Source organism: Blautia marasmi, from assembly GCF_900258535.1.
In the GTDB taxonomy this organism is placed as follows: Bacteria; Bacillota; Clostridia; order Lachnospirales; family Lachnospiraceae; genus Blautia; species Blautia hominis.
The window spans coordinates 596,845-611,454 of the sequence record NZ_OIWX01000001.1; the positions used below are offsets into that span (position 1 = coordinate 596,845).

The 14,610-nt window shown below is 44.0% G+C and carries 18 protein-coding genes and 2 pseudogenes; 3 read left to right on the forward strand and 17 right to left on the reverse strand.

All coding sequences use genetic code 11. The annotated features are described in order from the left end of the window. Positions 1-27: 27 nt before the first annotated feature. Positions 28-486, reverse strand: a complete 459-nt coding sequence (locus tag C6P39_RS02495; RefSeq protein WP_104802694.1) for a YaiI/YqxD family protein — start codon at positions 484-486, stop codon at positions 28-30. A gap of 155 nt (positions 487-641) precedes the next feature. Beyond that, entirely contained in the window at positions 642-1,193 is a 552-nt protein-coding gene (locus C6P39_RS02500; protein WP_104802695.1) for a TetR/AcrR family transcriptional regulator, read from the reverse strand. A 153-nt stretch (positions 1,194-1,346) separates the two neighbouring features. Between C6P39_RS02500 and C6P39_RS02505 the strand changes: the two genes are divergently transcribed. Together C6P39_RS02505 and C6P39_RS02510 are read left to right on the forward strand one after the other, a co-directional pair. Next, complete coding sequence (locus C6P39_RS02505) at positions 1,347-2,546, forward strand: DUF401 family protein (protein WP_158661437.1); 1,200 nt, start codon at positions 1,347-1,349, stop codon at positions 2,544-2,546. Positions 2,547-2,578: 32 nt separating this feature from the next. Beyond that, positions 2,579-2,911 carry a CGGC domain-containing protein gene (locus tag C6P39_RS02510; protein ID WP_104802697.1) on the forward strand — a complete coding sequence of 111 codons (333 nt, stop codon included), beginning with the start codon at positions 2,579-2,581 and terminating at the stop codon, positions 2,909-2,911. A gap of 252 nt (positions 2,912-3,163) precedes the next feature. On the opposite strand, the gene C6P39_RS02520 is transcribed toward C6P39_RS02510, so the two are convergent. From C6P39_RS02520 to C6P39_RS28405, 8 genes and pseudogenes are all read right to left on the reverse strand, one after another. After that, a complete protein-coding gene (locus C6P39_RS02520) occupies positions 3,164-3,430 on the reverse strand; it encodes a hypothetical protein (RefSeq protein WP_104802699.1) in 267 nt (88 codons plus the stop codon). Between the two features lie 209 nt (positions 3,431-3,639). After that, the gene (locus C6P39_RS02525; RefSeq protein ID WP_104802700.1) at positions 3,640-3,852 is read right to left on the reverse strand and encodes a hypothetical protein; all 213 of its coding nucleotides are present in this window, start codon (positions 3,850-3,852) and stop codon (positions 3,640-3,642) included. 116 nt (positions 3,853-3,968) lie between these two features. Beyond that, positions 3,969-4,586 carry a response regulator transcription factor gene (locus C6P39_RS02530; RefSeq protein WP_104802701.1) on the reverse strand — a complete coding sequence of 206 codons (618 nt, stop codon included), beginning with the start codon at positions 4,584-4,586 and terminating at the stop codon, positions 3,969-3,971. Continuing rightward, positions 4,583-5,581 carry a sensor histidine kinase gene (locus C6P39_RS02535; protein ID WP_158661438.1) on the reverse strand — a complete coding sequence of 333 codons (999 nt, stop codon included), beginning with the start codon at positions 5,579-5,581 and terminating at the stop codon, positions 4,583-4,585. Before C6P39_RS02535 ends, C6P39_RS02530 begins: the two co-directional genes overlap by 4 nt. 119 nt (positions 5,582-5,700) lie before the next feature. Then, complete coding sequence (locus C6P39_RS02540; protein ID WP_104802703.1) at positions 5,701-6,387, reverse strand: ABC transporter permease; 687 nt, start codon at positions 6,385-6,387, stop codon at positions 5,701-5,703. Beyond that, on the reverse strand, positions 6,384-7,145 hold the full coding sequence (locus C6P39_RS02545) for a hypothetical protein (protein WP_104802704.1): 762 nt from the start codon (positions 7,143-7,145) through the stop codon (positions 6,384-6,386). Before C6P39_RS02545 ends, C6P39_RS02540 begins: the two co-directional genes overlap by 4 nt. After that, entirely contained in the window at positions 7,142-8,089 is a 948-nt protein-coding gene (locus C6P39_RS02550) for an ABC transporter ATP-binding protein (protein ID WP_104802705.1), read from the reverse strand. Before C6P39_RS02550 ends, C6P39_RS02545 begins: the two co-directional genes overlap by 4 nt. A 22-nt stretch (positions 8,090-8,111) precedes the next feature. Further along, positions 8,112-8,276, reverse strand: a pseudogene (locus C6P39_RS28405) (DUF6783 domain-containing protein); the annotation flags it as partial. On the opposite strand from C6P39_RS28405, the pseudogene C6P39_RS28670 reads away from it, so the two are divergent. Then, a pseudogene (locus C6P39_RS28670) lies at positions 8,244-8,327 on the forward strand (DUF6783 domain-containing protein); the annotation flags it as partial. The pseudogenes C6P39_RS28405 and C6P39_RS28670 overlap by 33 nt on opposite strands. A 352-nt stretch (positions 8,328-8,679) precedes the next feature. On the opposite strand, the gene C6P39_RS02560 reads toward C6P39_RS28670, so the two are convergent. The 7 genes from C6P39_RS02560 to C6P39_RS02590 form a co-directional block, all read right to left on the reverse strand. Further along, positions 8,680-9,180, reverse strand: a complete 501-nt coding sequence (locus C6P39_RS02560) for a GNAT family N-acetyltransferase (RefSeq protein ID WP_104802707.1) — start codon at positions 9,178-9,180, stop codon at positions 8,680-8,682. Positions 9,181-9,589: 409 nt separating this feature from the next. Then, positions 9,590-10,000, reverse strand: a complete 411-nt coding sequence (locus C6P39_RS02565) for a hypothetical protein (RefSeq protein ID WP_104802708.1) — start codon at positions 9,998-10,000, stop codon at positions 9,590-9,592. Positions 10,001-10,024: 24 nt separating this feature from the next. Continuing rightward, positions 10,025-11,257 (reverse strand): sensor histidine kinase, encoded by a 1,233-nt coding sequence (locus tag C6P39_RS02570; RefSeq protein ID WP_330406998.1) that lies wholly within the window; start codon positions 11,255-11,257, stop codon positions 10,025-10,027. Between the two features lie 64 nt (positions 11,258-11,321). Further along, positions 11,322-12,038, reverse strand: coding sequence for a response regulator transcription factor (locus C6P39_RS02575; RefSeq protein WP_104802710.1), 717 nt, complete (start codon positions 12,036-12,038; stop codon positions 11,322-11,324). 287 nt (positions 12,039-12,325) lie between these two features. Beyond that, positions 12,326-12,964 (reverse strand): CDP-alcohol phosphatidyltransferase family protein, encoded by a 639-nt coding sequence (locus C6P39_RS02580; protein WP_104802711.1) that lies wholly within the window; start codon positions 12,962-12,964, stop codon positions 12,326-12,328. Positions 12,965-13,067: 103 nt separating this feature from the next. Further along, complete coding sequence (locus C6P39_RS02585; protein WP_242986879.1) at positions 13,068-13,457, reverse strand: TVP38/TMEM64 family protein; 390 nt, start codon at positions 13,455-13,457, stop codon at positions 13,068-13,070. Between the two features lie 109 nt (positions 13,458-13,566). Further along, on the reverse strand, positions 13,567-14,544 hold the full coding sequence (locus tag C6P39_RS02590; protein WP_207657104.1) for an SGNH/GDSL hydrolase family protein: 978 nt from the start codon (positions 14,542-14,544) through the stop codon (positions 13,567-13,569). Positions 14,545-14,610 lie beyond the last annotated feature (66 nt).

Sequence of the window (14,610 nt, forward strand, 5' to 3'; positions counted from 1 at the left end):
TCTTATCATTATGAGAAAACCGAGTCTTTAAACTTTGAATTCTTCCCCAGCTTCTAGTATCAGTCTTTCAAAGGATTCTGCAAATCTCAAATCATCTTCCTCTGTTCTCTTTGCAGGGCCTTTCAGATGATGCTTTCCTTTTCCCATGCGGGCTTTCTTTGCCAAATGCCTTTCCATCAGCATCTGGTCTATATTCTGATCTGTGTACCACTTCCCGCTTTGATGGATTCCATACGCACCTTTTCCGAGAATCATGGCCGCCACACCATAGTCCTGGGTCACAACAATATCTCCCTTTTGACATTGGTTTACCAGGGCAAGATCAACAGCATCCGAACCGGCTCCAATCACTTTTACTTCACTGTATTCTGAATTTAGTACATGATTTGTATCGCACAGCAGAAGGACCGGAATGTTTTTCTTCTTTGCTGCCTGTTCTACAATTCTTATCACCGGACAGGCATCTGCATCCACAAGTATCCTCATACCAATCACCTCTTTCTTGAATCCGAATGTATCATAACACAGAAATGGACCGCTTCATTCCTTTCACGGAATGTGCCGTGAAACGCGCATCCTATTTGGAACTTTTTTACCATCCATTTTAAAGACATGAAGCCTCCGTCAATTTAACCTCCTGCTCAAAGATCACTACCAGTAATACGGCAGATCAGCTTAGCCAGATGTTCCGTATCCATAGACGCTTCACCTGTTTCACGGAGCCACTGCTCCAGCATGGCAACCATGCCGCTTATGACAAAAGTAGTGGCATATTCCTGTTCCTGCTGTGTTTGCACCCCATGTAAAGAATAGCTGATATATTTTCCTTTTTGCAGATATTCCCGGCATTTGCGCTGCAGCACACCGCTTTTTCCGTTATAAACAATAAGACGGAGGGTATCTTCATATTTTTCAAAAAACGAGAAGAAAAGTTTTGCTGCATCACACAGATTATTTACTGTGTGTCTTTCCGAATGGGTGATAAAACTTTCAAAGACCGTATCAAGATAATATTCCAAAATCTCGTCCTTGGAATTAAAGATCTGATAAAAGGTCTGCCGGGACAAATCTGTAGCCCCCATTATCTGCTTGATTGAAATCTCCTCAAGAGAATTATTCTGTAAAAGGTAAAAAAATGCCCGGATGATCTCTTCACGTGAACGTATGGCAGATGGATTGGTGCCCTGGTACATATGATCCTCCTACTCCTGCTTCCGAATAAACCGGACAGACCGGTAAAAATGTCAAACTTCATTTCCATTCATTGACAATTTCATTTTTCGTGTTTATACTTTAGCATAAAGTCATACAGTTGTCAAACTTATGAAATGAGAAGGAGAAGATTCATGCAGCTTGTTTATTTAGGTTGTGTTTTTCTTACTATTGTCTTGCTGCTGACTTTTCGCCGTCCGCTATACCAGGCTGTTTTAGGCGGATTGTTCATGACTGTACTCTTATTCCAAATACCTCCATCCGGTATTTGGAAGCAGACAATGGCTGTGTTTAAGAACCCCGACTCTCTTTCTGTACTGATATCCTTGTATTTCATCACTTACCTGCAGCAAATGTTGGAAGCGCGCAGTCAGATCAAGCTGGCCCAGCAGGACCTGAACGGCCTCTTCCATAACCGCCGTATCAATGCGGCATGTGCCCCTCTGTTTATTGGTCTTCTGCCTTCTGCTGCTGCAATGATCTTGTGTGGTGATATTGTAAAGGAATCTACAGAGGGATATTTGGATTCCAGGGAGCAAGCCTTTGTAACCAGCTGGTTCCGCCATATCCCTGAAAGTACACTGCCGACATATGCCGGTGTATTGCTTATGGCAAATCTGTCCGGTGTTCCTCTTCCAAAATTTATGGCCGGTATGATCATACCGGTTATAGTCCTGGCATTACTGGGATATTGGCCCTACATACGCAAACTGCCTAAAGACCCTGGAATGCCCCGCAGCACACAGCGGGGAAAAGATGCCGTACATCTTTTTCAGCACTTGTGGTCACTGCTGTTGATCATCGCACTTATTCTCATAGGAAAAATGTCAGTGGTCACTGCTGTTTTTCTTGTTATTGCAGGAGCGGCGGTAATCTATCGGTTTCGGTTAAAAGAACTTTTTTCAATGGTCCGCAGTGCTTTTGAGATCAACCTGCTGCTCAATACCTTTTTGGTATTAGTATTGAAGGAATATATTTCCTACACAGGTGTTCTGCAAAATCTGCCTGAGTTGTTGTCTTCCCTGCCGATTCCAGCCTATTTGATCTTCGCACTGCTTTTCTTTGCAGGAGCGATCATCAGCGGCACGAACGGCATTATTGCTTTGGGAACCCCGCTGGCATTCGCTGCAGTCTCCGGCGGTATGCCGTTAATGGTTTTATTAATGTGTATGTGTCATGCAGCAAGCCAAATTTCCCCCACACATGTATGTTTAGTTGTGGCAGCCGATTATTTCCACATTACACTGGGCGAACTGATGCGCAAGACTTTGCCCTCCACAATGTTATTTTGTGGAATCATGATTCTTTATTACAATATTTTACTGTGTTTTTAGAACGTCGTTTGACATGGGAAAGGAGATATTTTATGAAACTTGGGATCATCCGTTGTATGCAGACAGAAGATTTTTGCCCGGGCACTGCTGATTTTAAATCTATTCAAAAAAGAGTGGGGGCTTTTGCGGATATAGAAGAAGAGATTGAGATCATTGGTTTTGTCAATTGCGGAGGCTGTCCGGGAAAAAAAGCTGTATTACGCGCCAAAGAGCTGGTGAAGCGGGGCGCTGATACTATCGCGTTTGCCTCCTGTATAAAAAAAGGTACACCCATCGGATTTCCGTGTCCCACGGCAGAGGCCATGATCCAGTGTGTAAGAAAAGCCGTTGGTGAGGAAGTGAGGATCATTGAATATACGCATTGATGGCAGACCCAGTCAAGTCTGCTAAAGCACCTTTTCGGGACTGATTCCCATGATGACGGAGGAGTGTCATTTTTGCAGATTCCACAACGGCCGCAAAGCTGGCCGGGGCAGTCAACGGCAGGATAAACGAGCTGCCCCTGACGTTGACTGCTTTCCTTTCTGTGTACAATGCCTCAAATACCCATGCCATCCCCATGACCCTTCCGGTTCCCAGCAGGCAAACGAACAGCACGGGTTTCTGCCTCTACCCTCTTATTTTCCCATATCCCCCAGCAAACCGTTTGCTTTTTCACATACTGCATACAGTTCATCATATTTCTGGTCAATTAACGGTGTGACCTGCACCGTTTTTTTCTTTATGATTTCCCGATAGAGGAGGTAAGGAAGCACCCACCCTATAAAGTCGGGAATCGCAAGGATAATACAGGGAACCAGTTTATCTGCTGTAATAGAAAATACGGAGCCGGCCATAAATACTGTCCCAACACTTCCTACAGAATAAGCTATCACTGACGCCATGATATACTTTAGAAATGTACTGACGGCGGATGTTCTCCGCTTTTTTCTAATCCTGTGTATTCAAATTGAAATCACTCATAATGTTCTGCATGGGCATCCTCATCATGATAGTTGATTGCCTCAACCCATAATTTGACTACTTCTTTAGACCTCAATATAAGATATCCTCCCATGTAAATGATAAATAACCATTCTATCTAATTTCTTGATCAATAAGGAGTTATCGAACCCTCAAGTTCTTTTCCGATCAAGTAAATAGCAATCTCAAAAGCAGCTATTCTCCTTTTGGCCAATGTGATTTGAGATTTATATCTATCCGGCTTTTCTTTCGCTTCCAAAGTTTTTACGGTTTCTCTTAATTTGTGTAGTGTTGAATCAATTTGCCGTTTGGCTTCTGTCAGATCTTCTTTTTTATAATCCATATGTTTATCTCCTGACTCCTGTTATCTCAATTTTATAATCGCAATTTCATTATTACTTTTTACGATAATGACATTCTGGGAATTCAGCGCCTCCAGCTAGCGCCTCCCGGCATAATTTACTGTTCCACATCCATAATTCCCATCACCGCCAGACTAAGCTGCGTCCGGTTTTTAACCTGTAGCTTATTCATGATCACGGACAGGATGTTGCGTACTGTGCCCTCACTTAAAAATAACTGCCCGGCGATCTCCCTGTTGGAAAGTCCCTGGGTCACCAGACCCAGCACATCTTTTTCCCGTGGGGTCAAAAGCTCTAGGGAACGAACCTGTGGCGAGGTAAGCGTTCTCAGTACCTTGCTGTCCATTACTGCTGCCCCACATTCCAAAGCACGAAGCTTATCGGCAATACTGCCGATACGTTCTGTTTTAAGCAGATAACCCTCCGCACCGGCTTTCAGGGCCATTTCAATATTCGGCTTATCCTGAAAGGTTGTCAACATCACCACCCGCAGGCCGGGATACTGTTTTTTCAATAGCCTGGCAGCCTGTAAGCCATCCATTTCCGGCATTCGGATATCCATTAAAACCAGGTCAGGCAAATTCTCCTCACAAAATTCCATAGCCTGTCTGCCGCCCTGGGCGATGCCTGCCACCTGAATGTCCGGCTCCTTTCGGAGCGTCAATGACAGACTTTTGCAAATAAGCGGATCGTCATCCACAATAAGTACCTTCATCCGTACCCTCCTTTCTGGTTCAACGGCAGGACGCATACCAGCCGGAAACCGTCTGAAACATCAACCGAAAGGTTGCCTCCCACCGCCTGTGCCCGCTGCTGCAGACTGCGAAGCCCAATCCCTGCAGGGCGGGCATCCTTTTTAACCCCGTCATTTTCCACACATAGCCGGATGATATGGGGTGTCATGTCCAAAGTCACAGTTACCTGCTGTGCATCCGAATGGCGCAGGATATTGGTAAAGGCCTCCTTGAGACATGTTTCCAGCACCGCCCATAAAAACACCGATATTTTGGAAGGGTCGCCGCATGAAATAAAGTTCACATGACATTTGGGAAACTCCTCGCAAAGCCGCCGCAGGGAATGGATACCGATTTCCGTATTTGGAGCCATATCCCGGGCAGCCTCTCGTATCTGTTCAATCCCATGCTCTAAGCGCAAAAGCCCCGCATCCAATAGCTCCTGTGCCTGCCCGGCATCTTCCTCCCAAAGACTCTGGGCTGTCTGCAGGGACATATAAGCAGCCACCACCTCATGTCCTGCTTTGTCATGGATTTCATGGGCGATCCGGCTGCGCTCAGACAACTGAGCGATTCGAGCCACCTGCGCGTTTGCCGCCAAAAGCTCCTGCTGTATGTTCTCGGCCTCATAATAACGCCTGCGTTCCTCATCCATCTGCCTCTGGGTGCTTTCCTGCTGCCAGCGCCAGCCCCAAAGTCCTGCTCCGGCAAAAGCACTCTGGGCCATGATGAGCAGGAGCAAGCCATCCGGCCCGGCCAGTACAGCCGCCACTAAAGCGGGCAGCACATAATAGGGCGTACCCCAATACACAGCTTCAAATACAGGGAGCACCAGTGCATATCCACCGCCCGGCCAGAGCAGCGACACACCTATGGCAGCAAACTGATCAAACAAAAGTGTCCATGTCTGCCTTGGAAACCGTGCCCGGAATAACATGAATATCACAAGCGTAAGAAGCAGGAGTAATCCTGCCACATCACTGTGAGAATTTCCCCACAGGACGTATAGCAGGAATATTCCTACGACACGGTATCCATTAAACAGTTTGTCACGTAAAGAAGAAGCAGGAATAGAAAACACCTTCCTTTCGGGCCTTATTCCAGCCTGCGCTTACCTCCAAATAAAAGGAACGCGGCGGAAAACAGCAGCATGATCAAGATAGAGCTCCAATACCCCTCTGCCGCTTCCTGCCCCTGTATCCGCGTGATCGCATTGGAAAACCAGTAGAGTGGTGTTGCCATCCCGATTTTTTGTAAAAAATCCGGCAGCATGGGGAGGGGGATAAAAACTCCGCCCAGCAGCGCCATGAAAGAAACCACCACACTGAAAATGGTATCTGCCATAACCTTACTATGGAACATGGCATTCCACGCCAGGGACAGAGTGATAGCCGCAGCATTAAATACAAGATAGCAAAGCAGCAACAGGGCTGTCCTGTTAACCTCCCAGCCATATCGAATGCTTCCAATACCAATCATCAACAATGTAGGCACATTAAGGATAAGCCAAAAAGCCAGCAGGTTTTGGGCAAGATACTGGATGGTGGTCACCGGTGCAGCAAATATACGCACAATAGTCCCAGACACCCTGTCGGTCATAGTAAGCCTTACCAGAGAAAAAGCAGCGAACATCACCACCAGGCCATAAAACAGAAAGCCCGTCCCATATTCCGGAGACCATAACTGCTCAATGAATATCATAGCCAGAGGTGCGATACAAAGCAGCCCCAGCGTAACTTTCTGCCGCATACTCCGCAGCAGTGCAAATCTGAAAATTGTCATAGCAGTTTCCTCCTTCCCACTCGAATCACAATGAATGCCAGAACACCGGTGATGCCAGTCAGCACAGCAAGGCAGAAAAATGAAGTGGTAATGGAGTTCCCAAAAATACCTGCTTCCTCAATCGCTGTCTGTGCAAGGGAGAACGGAGTTCCATATCGCTTCATAAAGTAGAAAAAGGCATGGTCCGGCAGTTTGAACATCATTCCACTCCAAACAGCCATGAGCCATGAGAGAAACCAAGACAGGTACTCCACCGTTGACAGTTTGGGGATATAGAGGAACATCACCATACACAGAAGCTGGGACAAGAGTGAGATCAAGATGATAACAGGAACTGTGATCAACAAATTTCCCCAGTATACATCGAGAAAAATCGCGGTAGCCGCCATAACACAGATTCCCTGTACGACAGTAAAAACAAGGCAGGCCGCTGCACCGGAGAAAATCAATGTGGATGTATGGCAGGGAGCTGCTTTAAGCCTCCATTTCATGGGCTTTCTTAAATCATCGTTGAGACAGGTAAGCAGATAAATACCGCCGTTTAGCTGAAACATAAGCAGCATAGGGATAGAAATCTGGGTGGATACTATGTTATAGCCGGATAAATATACCTCTCCACCAGTGTTTTGTGTATAGACATATCCCAGCAGAATAATCAACAAAACAGGCAGGATAACGAAAATCAACGGGCCAATGAAATCTCTTGTTGTCCGACGCATGTAGTTATAAAAACTCACGGCAAATCCATCAAATCTCATGAATCCACCCCCTGGTCACGCAGCTTTTTCCCAGTCAGCGTCAGAAACACATCCTCCAGCGTCGGCTTTTCCGTAATAATATCGGAGATAGCCCCGCTTTGCTGTGCCACAGTCAGCACCCGGTTCAGATTGCCGGAACCAGACCCGGATATAATGGTGTACCGCATGCCGTCCCGCGTTACAGATTTCACATCCTGAATTGCCCGGAGGCGCTCGGTCAACGTATCATCCGCGTTTGCCATTGTTATGCGGACAGTTTCTTCATGCTGTATGCGCTGGGTCAGTTCTTCTAAGGTACCGGAGGCAATGACCCGGCCCAAATCCATAATAACTATACGTGAGGCAATGGCCTGCACCTCCTCCATGTAATGGGAGGTATAAAGCACCGTTGTCCCCTGCTTTGTCAGCCGCTTTACGGATTCTAAAATATAGTTTCTGGATTGAGGGTCAATCCCCACCGTGGGTTCGTCCATGATGAGGAATTTTGGGGAATGGATCAGTGCACAGGCAATGTTTAACCTTCGCTGCATACCGCCGGAGAATTTCCCCGGTGCTTTTTTCGCATGGTCTGCCAGTCCCACAAATGCTAAAGTTTCTTTTATCCTGCGTCGTAGACCCTCTCCTTTTACCCCATACAGCCCGCCAAAAAATCGCAGGTTCTCTTCCGCCGTTAGCTCCTCATATACTGTGACCTCCTGGGTCACCAGGCCGATATTCCGTTTCAGTTCAATGTTACCCACATCCTGGGGCTGCCCGAGCAGCGTAATCTGGCCCGAATCGGCTCCGATCAGTCCTGCAAGGGTGCGGATGGCAGTTGTTTTTCCTGCCCCGTTCGGCCCCAGCAGACCCAGTACCTCGCCCTCAGCTATCTCAAAGCTCACATGATCCAGCGCCTGCACATTGCCGAACCGCTTCACAACATTTTCCATACTTGCTATTGTCATTCGGACACCTCCATTTATTTGTCTATGATATTGTGCTATCGACTACAGCTTTCAAGTGTGTCTGAAAATTGTTTTCGGCAAGCTGTGCATCACACTTTGTGGTACCTCCCCCATAAGGGAGGTATTGTGTGTACGTTGACCGAATTGGGCCAAATATACCACAAAGCAGGGCGTACAGATTGTCGGAATGATTCTTCAGACACACTCTAGTATATCTGAGGTTCCTAAACCGCAATAGTGATGAATGTCATGATTTTCCCATCCCGTAATCTGAAAGGAGATTGTAAATTTATTATTATCATTTTAATCACATTATACACCAGGTCGATTTATTGTAAAGTAAAAAGTAAGCCTTTACACTGGCCTGCTTTATCACAATTGCATAGGACTTGCCAACCCCATATGGCTTATTAAAGTGCCGCCATTATCTGAATAAATCAGAACATCCTGCTTCACAGGATATCTTCCTTTTGCAGAAATCATATCCATAGCTCTATCCCATATCAAATATTTATGTTCTATATGTATGAATAATTGTTGCATGTGGATGTCTATGCAAATTTCTTTTATTACAGTACATACTCATATAACTAATAATACGTCCATCCAGTATCTTCATAAAACATTTTTAAAGTGTGCATATAATGAAATCCCAAGCTGGTATACAGCCTCTCAGCAGGCATATTTCCATTGATTACATCTAGCCTTATTACCTTTTGGTGATTCCTTTTTGCAACTGCAAATGCTTCATGGACCATCTGTTTCGCATACCCCTTCCCTTTACTTTTAGGATGAACGCCGAGTGCATGAATGACGGTTACTTCCGTGTTAGCCGCTTTCGTCGGCCAATCAAATTCTTGATATCCATCGTTACACTGATGATCCAATACCATTGCCGCAACAATCCTATTCTCCTCTGTTCCGATAAATAAATTGCCCTCCGTAATAGAATCTTTCAGAAACTCAGGCGATGGATAGATGTCTTTTTTCCAGCCGATATCAAATTCCGAATCTTGCATTTCTTCTATTAATTCATGATAAAAATCTCTAACCATGGGATATTCTGTTATTGTGGCAGTGCGTATATCCATATTACTTCCTCCGCAAATTTTGCTTTAAGTGTATTATATCAACTACCGCAAACCGATTCAGTATGGTCAATCCATCCCTACATCACTTGGTACGTTTTGTTATTACAATAATACCACTAAAGCTCTAAAGTAAAAAAGTATTTTATTGCATCAAATATGAACCAATTTATACTAATGATTCAAAAACATACACTGCCGGGCACACGATGCCAAAAATCCCCCGAGCTGAACCCGGGGGACATCACTTTTGCCTTATTTATTTTTTCTTTTCCGCAGAGACATAGCTGTAACAACTGCCGCACCAATCCCTGTACACACAAATCCTCCTATTGGTGCAGTATCACCGGTTTATGTCCCGTCTGCTGTTTTACTGGTCAGTTTAGCTCAGGCTTCTTACTGCTTGCAACATTTACTTTGGAACTGTGCTGTCCTCTTTCGACACTGCCACAGCAAAAGGTGAAAGGGAATATACTTTTATCTGGACACTTCCATTTTCAACTGCCAAATCATCATACGTGTCTATGGTGTCCTCATCCAGTTTTTTGTTCTCTCCATTACTTTTTCCTGTCTCCCCCCTCCTCATTACACAACTGGTTATCAAACCGTCAGGCGAGATAATCATCAGGCTGCCCTGTGCCGCACCACATAAAACAAACGTGGGGATAAATGACTGGTCTCCGGCGTGAGCAGTCGAATGTCCAGTTCCTTCTATTTTATTCTGACGATCTTGATTATATCGCCCCTGACTGCTGTAAACTTTTACAGATATATCAGCACTTGACTCTACATAAAAAACACTTTTATCTTCATCCTCAAGCATAAGCGTTTTTATTCTCCTATACACCTACCGCTCTAAACATGGAAACAACAACACTAGCTTGAACCGCTCCCCCTCTTTTTCCGCAACAGATCTTCCGCCCATTTTCTGCATCATGTTCTTCATGTTCTGTATTCCAATCCCAGTGCTTTCCGGTTTCTCTTCCAACCTCTGAACTTTGTTTTCGAAAGAAAAACCGACCATATGCCCTTCCTCTACGGATGATATCTTCACAGGTGCTGACGGATCGGCATATTTCACAATATTAGAAGCCACATTGTCTAAAATCCGCATCACATAATCCGTTGAAATCTGCACAACACAATCCACCCAATCCACATGAAATACAACTTGGAATCCTTTCTGTTCAAGAAAACTGCACGTTTCTGAAAAAAAATCGTAAAACATAACCTCATATTGCTCCGGTTCTTCCAGCTCAATCTCCCCTTCTCCTGCAATCAGAGAATATTCAAAAAGATGGTCTGTCAACTGCTTCATGCGATGAGCATTCAGGTCAATCTTATCCAGATATTCTTTAAACTGTACGTCACTCTTATACTTTCCCTTCTTCAATATTTCAGTATAAAGCATGATAGAAGTTACCGGAGTACGCAGGTCATGAGACATCTCTGTAACAATCCTCTGATTTTCTTGAACCATCTCGGCTTCCTGCCGTATCAGGCTGCCAAAAGATAGGCGCATACTGTCCAAGCCTTCTGCCAGTTCAGACAATTCATCCTTTCCCTTTACCGTAATCTTGTGCTCCAGACTACCTCCCTCTAAAATTTGAATCTCATTGCATAATGTTCTGATATAATCCATCTTCCGACGGATACCCAAAAGGACAAGCACAAGAAACAGGAAAAAAGAAAGTATCATCTCTGCTATCATGACATAATTATAAAACTGGTAGATATATGCACCTGTTATGGTCACTTCTGCCATACCGTCCGAAAATTCTACCTTATAATAACTCTCCCATGCATAGTTATCCGCTGCAATCTCTTCCTCCCATATTTCCTGCTCCGGAAATTCTGAATTGAAGACCTGTATTTCATCTTTATACACCCGAATGAATAATAACTGCTGCTTTTTTACCCACGCATTCAACTTACCGGTATCTCTGGTTGAGAGTTCTTTTTGCTTAACATATTCCTGAAGTTTTCCCACATATCCCTGATTCTTTTTTTCAACGTAGTCTGTCTCTTCCAGATAACAATCAGTCAGGTATTGCCCCACAAAATCCAAAACACAAAACATAGTCAGCGCTGCAAATGATGATATTATTAAGAGGCGCAACAACTGTGTGTATATGGAATTTCTTCTATTCGTTTCCCGCGTCAAACTTATACCCCTTTCCCCATATGGTTTTGATGTACTTTGGGTATTTCGGATCTTTCTCTACTTTTACACGAAGTTTCCGGATATGCACCATGACCGTGCTATTGCAGGAGTAAAAATATGGTTCTTCCCATACGCTTTCATAGAGGTTCTGTGCAGAGAATATTTTTCTCGGATGCTGCATCATTAGCAGAAGCATATGGTATTCAATATCCGACATTTCTTTTTCCTCACCATCAACATACACCTCATTAAAAATTTCATGTATCTTAATGTTTCCATTTTCTAAGTATGGTTCTTCTTTTTCCGTTTCCGGTACATTTCTCCCCATATAGACGTTGTACCGGCGCAGCAATGCTTTGACCCTTCCCAGAAGCTCCGCATAGGAAAAAGGTTTTGGAAGATAGTCATCCCCTCCCGCCATCAATCCAATTAATTTATCTGATTCTTGTGCTTTTGCGGTAAGAAAAAGCACCGGAACATTAGAAACCTTCCTGATTTCTTCACAGGTACGCAGTCCCGACAAGCCAGGCATCATCACATCCAGAATAACTAAATCCGTATTTTCATCTAAAAGTTCCAGTCCTTGTCTGCCATTCTCTGCTTCTATAACACTGTAATTTTCGCTTTCTAATAAAATGCGGACTCCTTCCCGGATATCCGCATCATCTTCCACAAGCAGTACACATTCTTTACTCATATACTATACTTCCCCTTTCTTTTTGAATACTGCCTATCTGTTTTCCCAGATAAACTTCTATTTCCTCATCACGCTGGGAACGTTCCTGTATTACATTCCTTATCTATACCTGATTTTTTTCTAAAAGTATAATGATGGTGGAACGAACTCAAAATACCCTTTCTCCTGTCCCAGCAGCACGTTAGGAGTACATGGATCATTCTGAATCCCCCCAACTAAAAGCACTCCTATTTCCATCACAGGTCCTCTGGAAATTCCGAAATCAAGTATAATCCGGGTGTCCCTCTTCATACTTCTAATCCCAGCCCCAGTAATAGGATAACAAATTCTATTACTCCCGTAAATATAATACCAATTTTTCCAGTCAGATATGGTTTCTTTATTTTAAAAGGCAATACAAATGCCGCTGCCATCATGACAAGCGCAGCCTGAAGTGTTCCTCCATAAGCCAATTTATTATCCATCATATAGCAGACGGGCACAAACAGTGCCGCTGCAGTAACCGGAAGACCCAGATACCATGTCCGTCTACCGCCCTCCTTTTCCTGCCTTTCCTCTTCCATAACATTAAAATATGCCAAACGGACCAGAGCACACAACACATACAAAGCTGCAGCCAGAAAAGAAAAATATGTTTTGCCGCTTATGCTGTATGTAAGCAGTGCTGGGAGAATGCCAAAACAGATAAGGTCGCTTAAGGAATCTATCTGAATCCCGAACTTTTTTTCCCTTAAATCCCTTTTTTTCGTTGCCGCAACCGTACCGTCAAACATGTCACAGATTCCCGAAACCATCAGGCAGATAACCGCTTCGCGGTACTTCCCTTCTGTCACAAGCACAATTCCGGTAAAACCCATAAGCATTCCCAGATAAGTCAAAATCACCGTATAATTATAATACCCACATAATTTTTTTCTTTCTTCCATCTCTCTTCCTAAACCTTTCCCTGCGGTTTACAGCGGCATCCCTCGCAGACATTTATGCGTGCCTTTACTTAACCACAGAATTAACGCTATTTGTATATTAAAACTATCCGCCGATAGAACCGGAAAATATCAGGCTGTATGCCAGAATACACCAAGGTTTCCCTAAAACAATAATCGTCACAAATTTGCGGGCGCTCATATTCGTAACTCCAGTAAAATAGCAAAAATAATCGTCCGGAAACAGAGGCAGCGCCATACCAAGAAACAGAACCGCAGTATAGGACTTACTTTTAGCTGCCCAGTCTGCACACTTTTTATACCGCTCTCCCGGAAACATTCTGCTGACCATCCCATGTCCATATCTTCTTGCAAGGAAAAAGGCAATGATGGAACCAACCGAGATTCCAATATAATTACACCAAAAACCACCCATCCAGCCAAACATAACCGCTCCGACTACACATCCTAAGAATCCCGGCAGTATCGGTAACACTACTTGTGCCGCCTGTATCGCTGTCAGAATGACCGGAGCCATCAAACCAAATCCTGCGATATATTTTTGCAGAGTATCAACGGAATCAAATTTTCCATCCAAATATGCTTTAAATAGTAATGCGCAAAAGACCAGACATACAAGCAGAAATATCGCTGTTGTCCACTTTTTCCAGTTTTCCGTTTGTTTTATCCTCATTAATTCTCATCACCTTCAAAAATTTCTTCATTTTTTCTGTATAGTCTTCTGCTTCTTTCTGCCATGCAATATAGTTTCTCTCTCCCCTGTGGTCAGGAAGTCCATACTCTTTGTCCAGAAATTCTCCCAGATATTGTGTAACCTTCCTGGCACCAGACAGGTTCAGATGGTCTCCTTTATCCAGCGTGTCTGTATTCCAGTCAATCCCAACTTCTTTTAGTTTCATATTCATATCCAGATATTCCAGATTATGCTCCTTCGCATATGCATCAATGCTGTTGTGCCTGCGATAGTTATAATTTGCAGGGGACGGCGTTCCCAAAAGAAGGAGTTTTGCCCCATTTTCCTCACAAAGTTTTATAATATTTTCCATATAATTTACTACTATAGGCGGCATTTCTTCTTTCTGCTCTGTCTCCAGCATATAGTCCCCTTTTTCATACGCCTGTATGCTGCACCGCAGCGCAAAGCCTTTAAAATTTTCTTCCGGATACTCCTTATCCATCACAAAAGATTTCCAGATATCATGCCCTCGGAAAATCGGGATAAAGTTGTTCGCCCATTCCTCCAGTGTTTCTTTTAGATTCGTCAATTCCTGTCCCAGCCTTCCCCTGAACATAGTATTTGTTTCCAATATAACCAGCTTTGGTGACTGGGTGGCAAAAGCATTTTCCAGCATATGGTATGTTTCCTGTATCTTTTGTCCTGATTGCCCACATACATAAGCAGTAATCCCATAGTCTTTCCATAATTCCATTGGCGACACTGATGAATAGCTCAGACTATCGCCCACAACGATTACATCTATGCTGTTATCCAGCTCCCTTAAAATCCGAAAGGTACTTTTATTCCTGCTCTGAACCAGATTGTCATTTTCTATGCATGCCAACTCTATTCTTTCTGTTATTCCAACTAAAATCACAATCAGAATAGCCATAAATAAAATTGTCTGACC

Excerpts from the sequence above, each read along its gene's own strand:
- C6P39_RS02495 (WP_104802694.1), bottom strand. The coding sequence starts at position 486 with ATGAGGATACTTGTGGATGCAGATGCCTGTCCGGTGATAAGAATTGTA.
- C6P39_RS02500 (WP_104802695.1), bottom strand. The coding sequence starts at position 1,193 with ATGTACCAGGGCACCAATCCATCTGCCATACGTTCACGTGAAGAGATC.
- C6P39_RS02505 (WP_158661437.1), top strand. The coding sequence starts at position 1,347 with ATGCAGCTTGTTTATTTAGGTTGTGTTTTTCTTACTATTGTCTTGCTG.
- C6P39_RS02510 (WP_104802697.1), top strand. The coding sequence starts at position 2,579 with ATGAAACTTGGGATCATCCGTTGTATGCAGACAGAAGATTTTTGCCCG.
- C6P39_RS02520 (WP_104802699.1), bottom strand. The coding sequence starts at position 3,430 with ATGGCGTCAGTGATAGCTTATTCTGTAGGAAGTGTTGGGACAGTATTT.
- C6P39_RS02525 (WP_104802700.1), bottom strand. The coding sequence starts at position 3,852 with ATGGATTATAAAAAAGAAGATCTGACAGAAGCCAAACGGCAAATTGAT.
- C6P39_RS02530 (WP_104802701.1), bottom strand. The coding sequence starts at position 4,586 with ATGAAGGTACTTATTGTGGATGACGATCCGCTTATTTGCAAAAGTCTG.
- C6P39_RS02540 (WP_104802703.1), bottom strand. The coding sequence starts at position 6,387 with ATGACAATTTTCAGATTTGCACTGCTGCGGAGTATGCGGCAGAAAGTT.
- C6P39_RS02545 (WP_104802704.1), bottom strand. The coding sequence starts at position 7,145 with ATGAGATTTGATGGATTTGCCGTGAGTTTTTATAACTACATGCGTCGG.
- C6P39_RS02550 (WP_104802705.1), bottom strand. The coding sequence starts at position 8,089 with ATGACAATAGCAAGTATGGAAAATGTTGTGAAGCGGTTCGGCAATGTG.
- C6P39_RS02560 (WP_104802707.1), bottom strand. The coding sequence starts at position 9,180 with ATGGATATACGCACTGCCACAATAACAGAATATCCCATGGTTAGAGAT.
- C6P39_RS02565 (WP_104802708.1), bottom strand. The coding sequence starts at position 10,000 with ATGCTTGAGGATGAAGATAAAAGTGTTTTTTATGTAGAGTCAAGTGCT.
- C6P39_RS02570 (WP_330406998.1), bottom strand. The coding sequence starts at position 11,257 with ATGTTTTGTGTTTTGGATTTTGTGGGGCAATACCTGACTGATTGTTAT.
- C6P39_RS02575 (WP_104802710.1), bottom strand. The coding sequence starts at position 12,038 with ATGAGTAAAGAATGTGTACTGCTTGTGGAAGATGATGCGGATATCCGG.
- C6P39_RS02580 (WP_104802711.1), bottom strand. The coding sequence starts at position 12,964 with ATGGAAGAAAGAAAAAAATTATGTGGGTATTATAATTATACGGTGATT.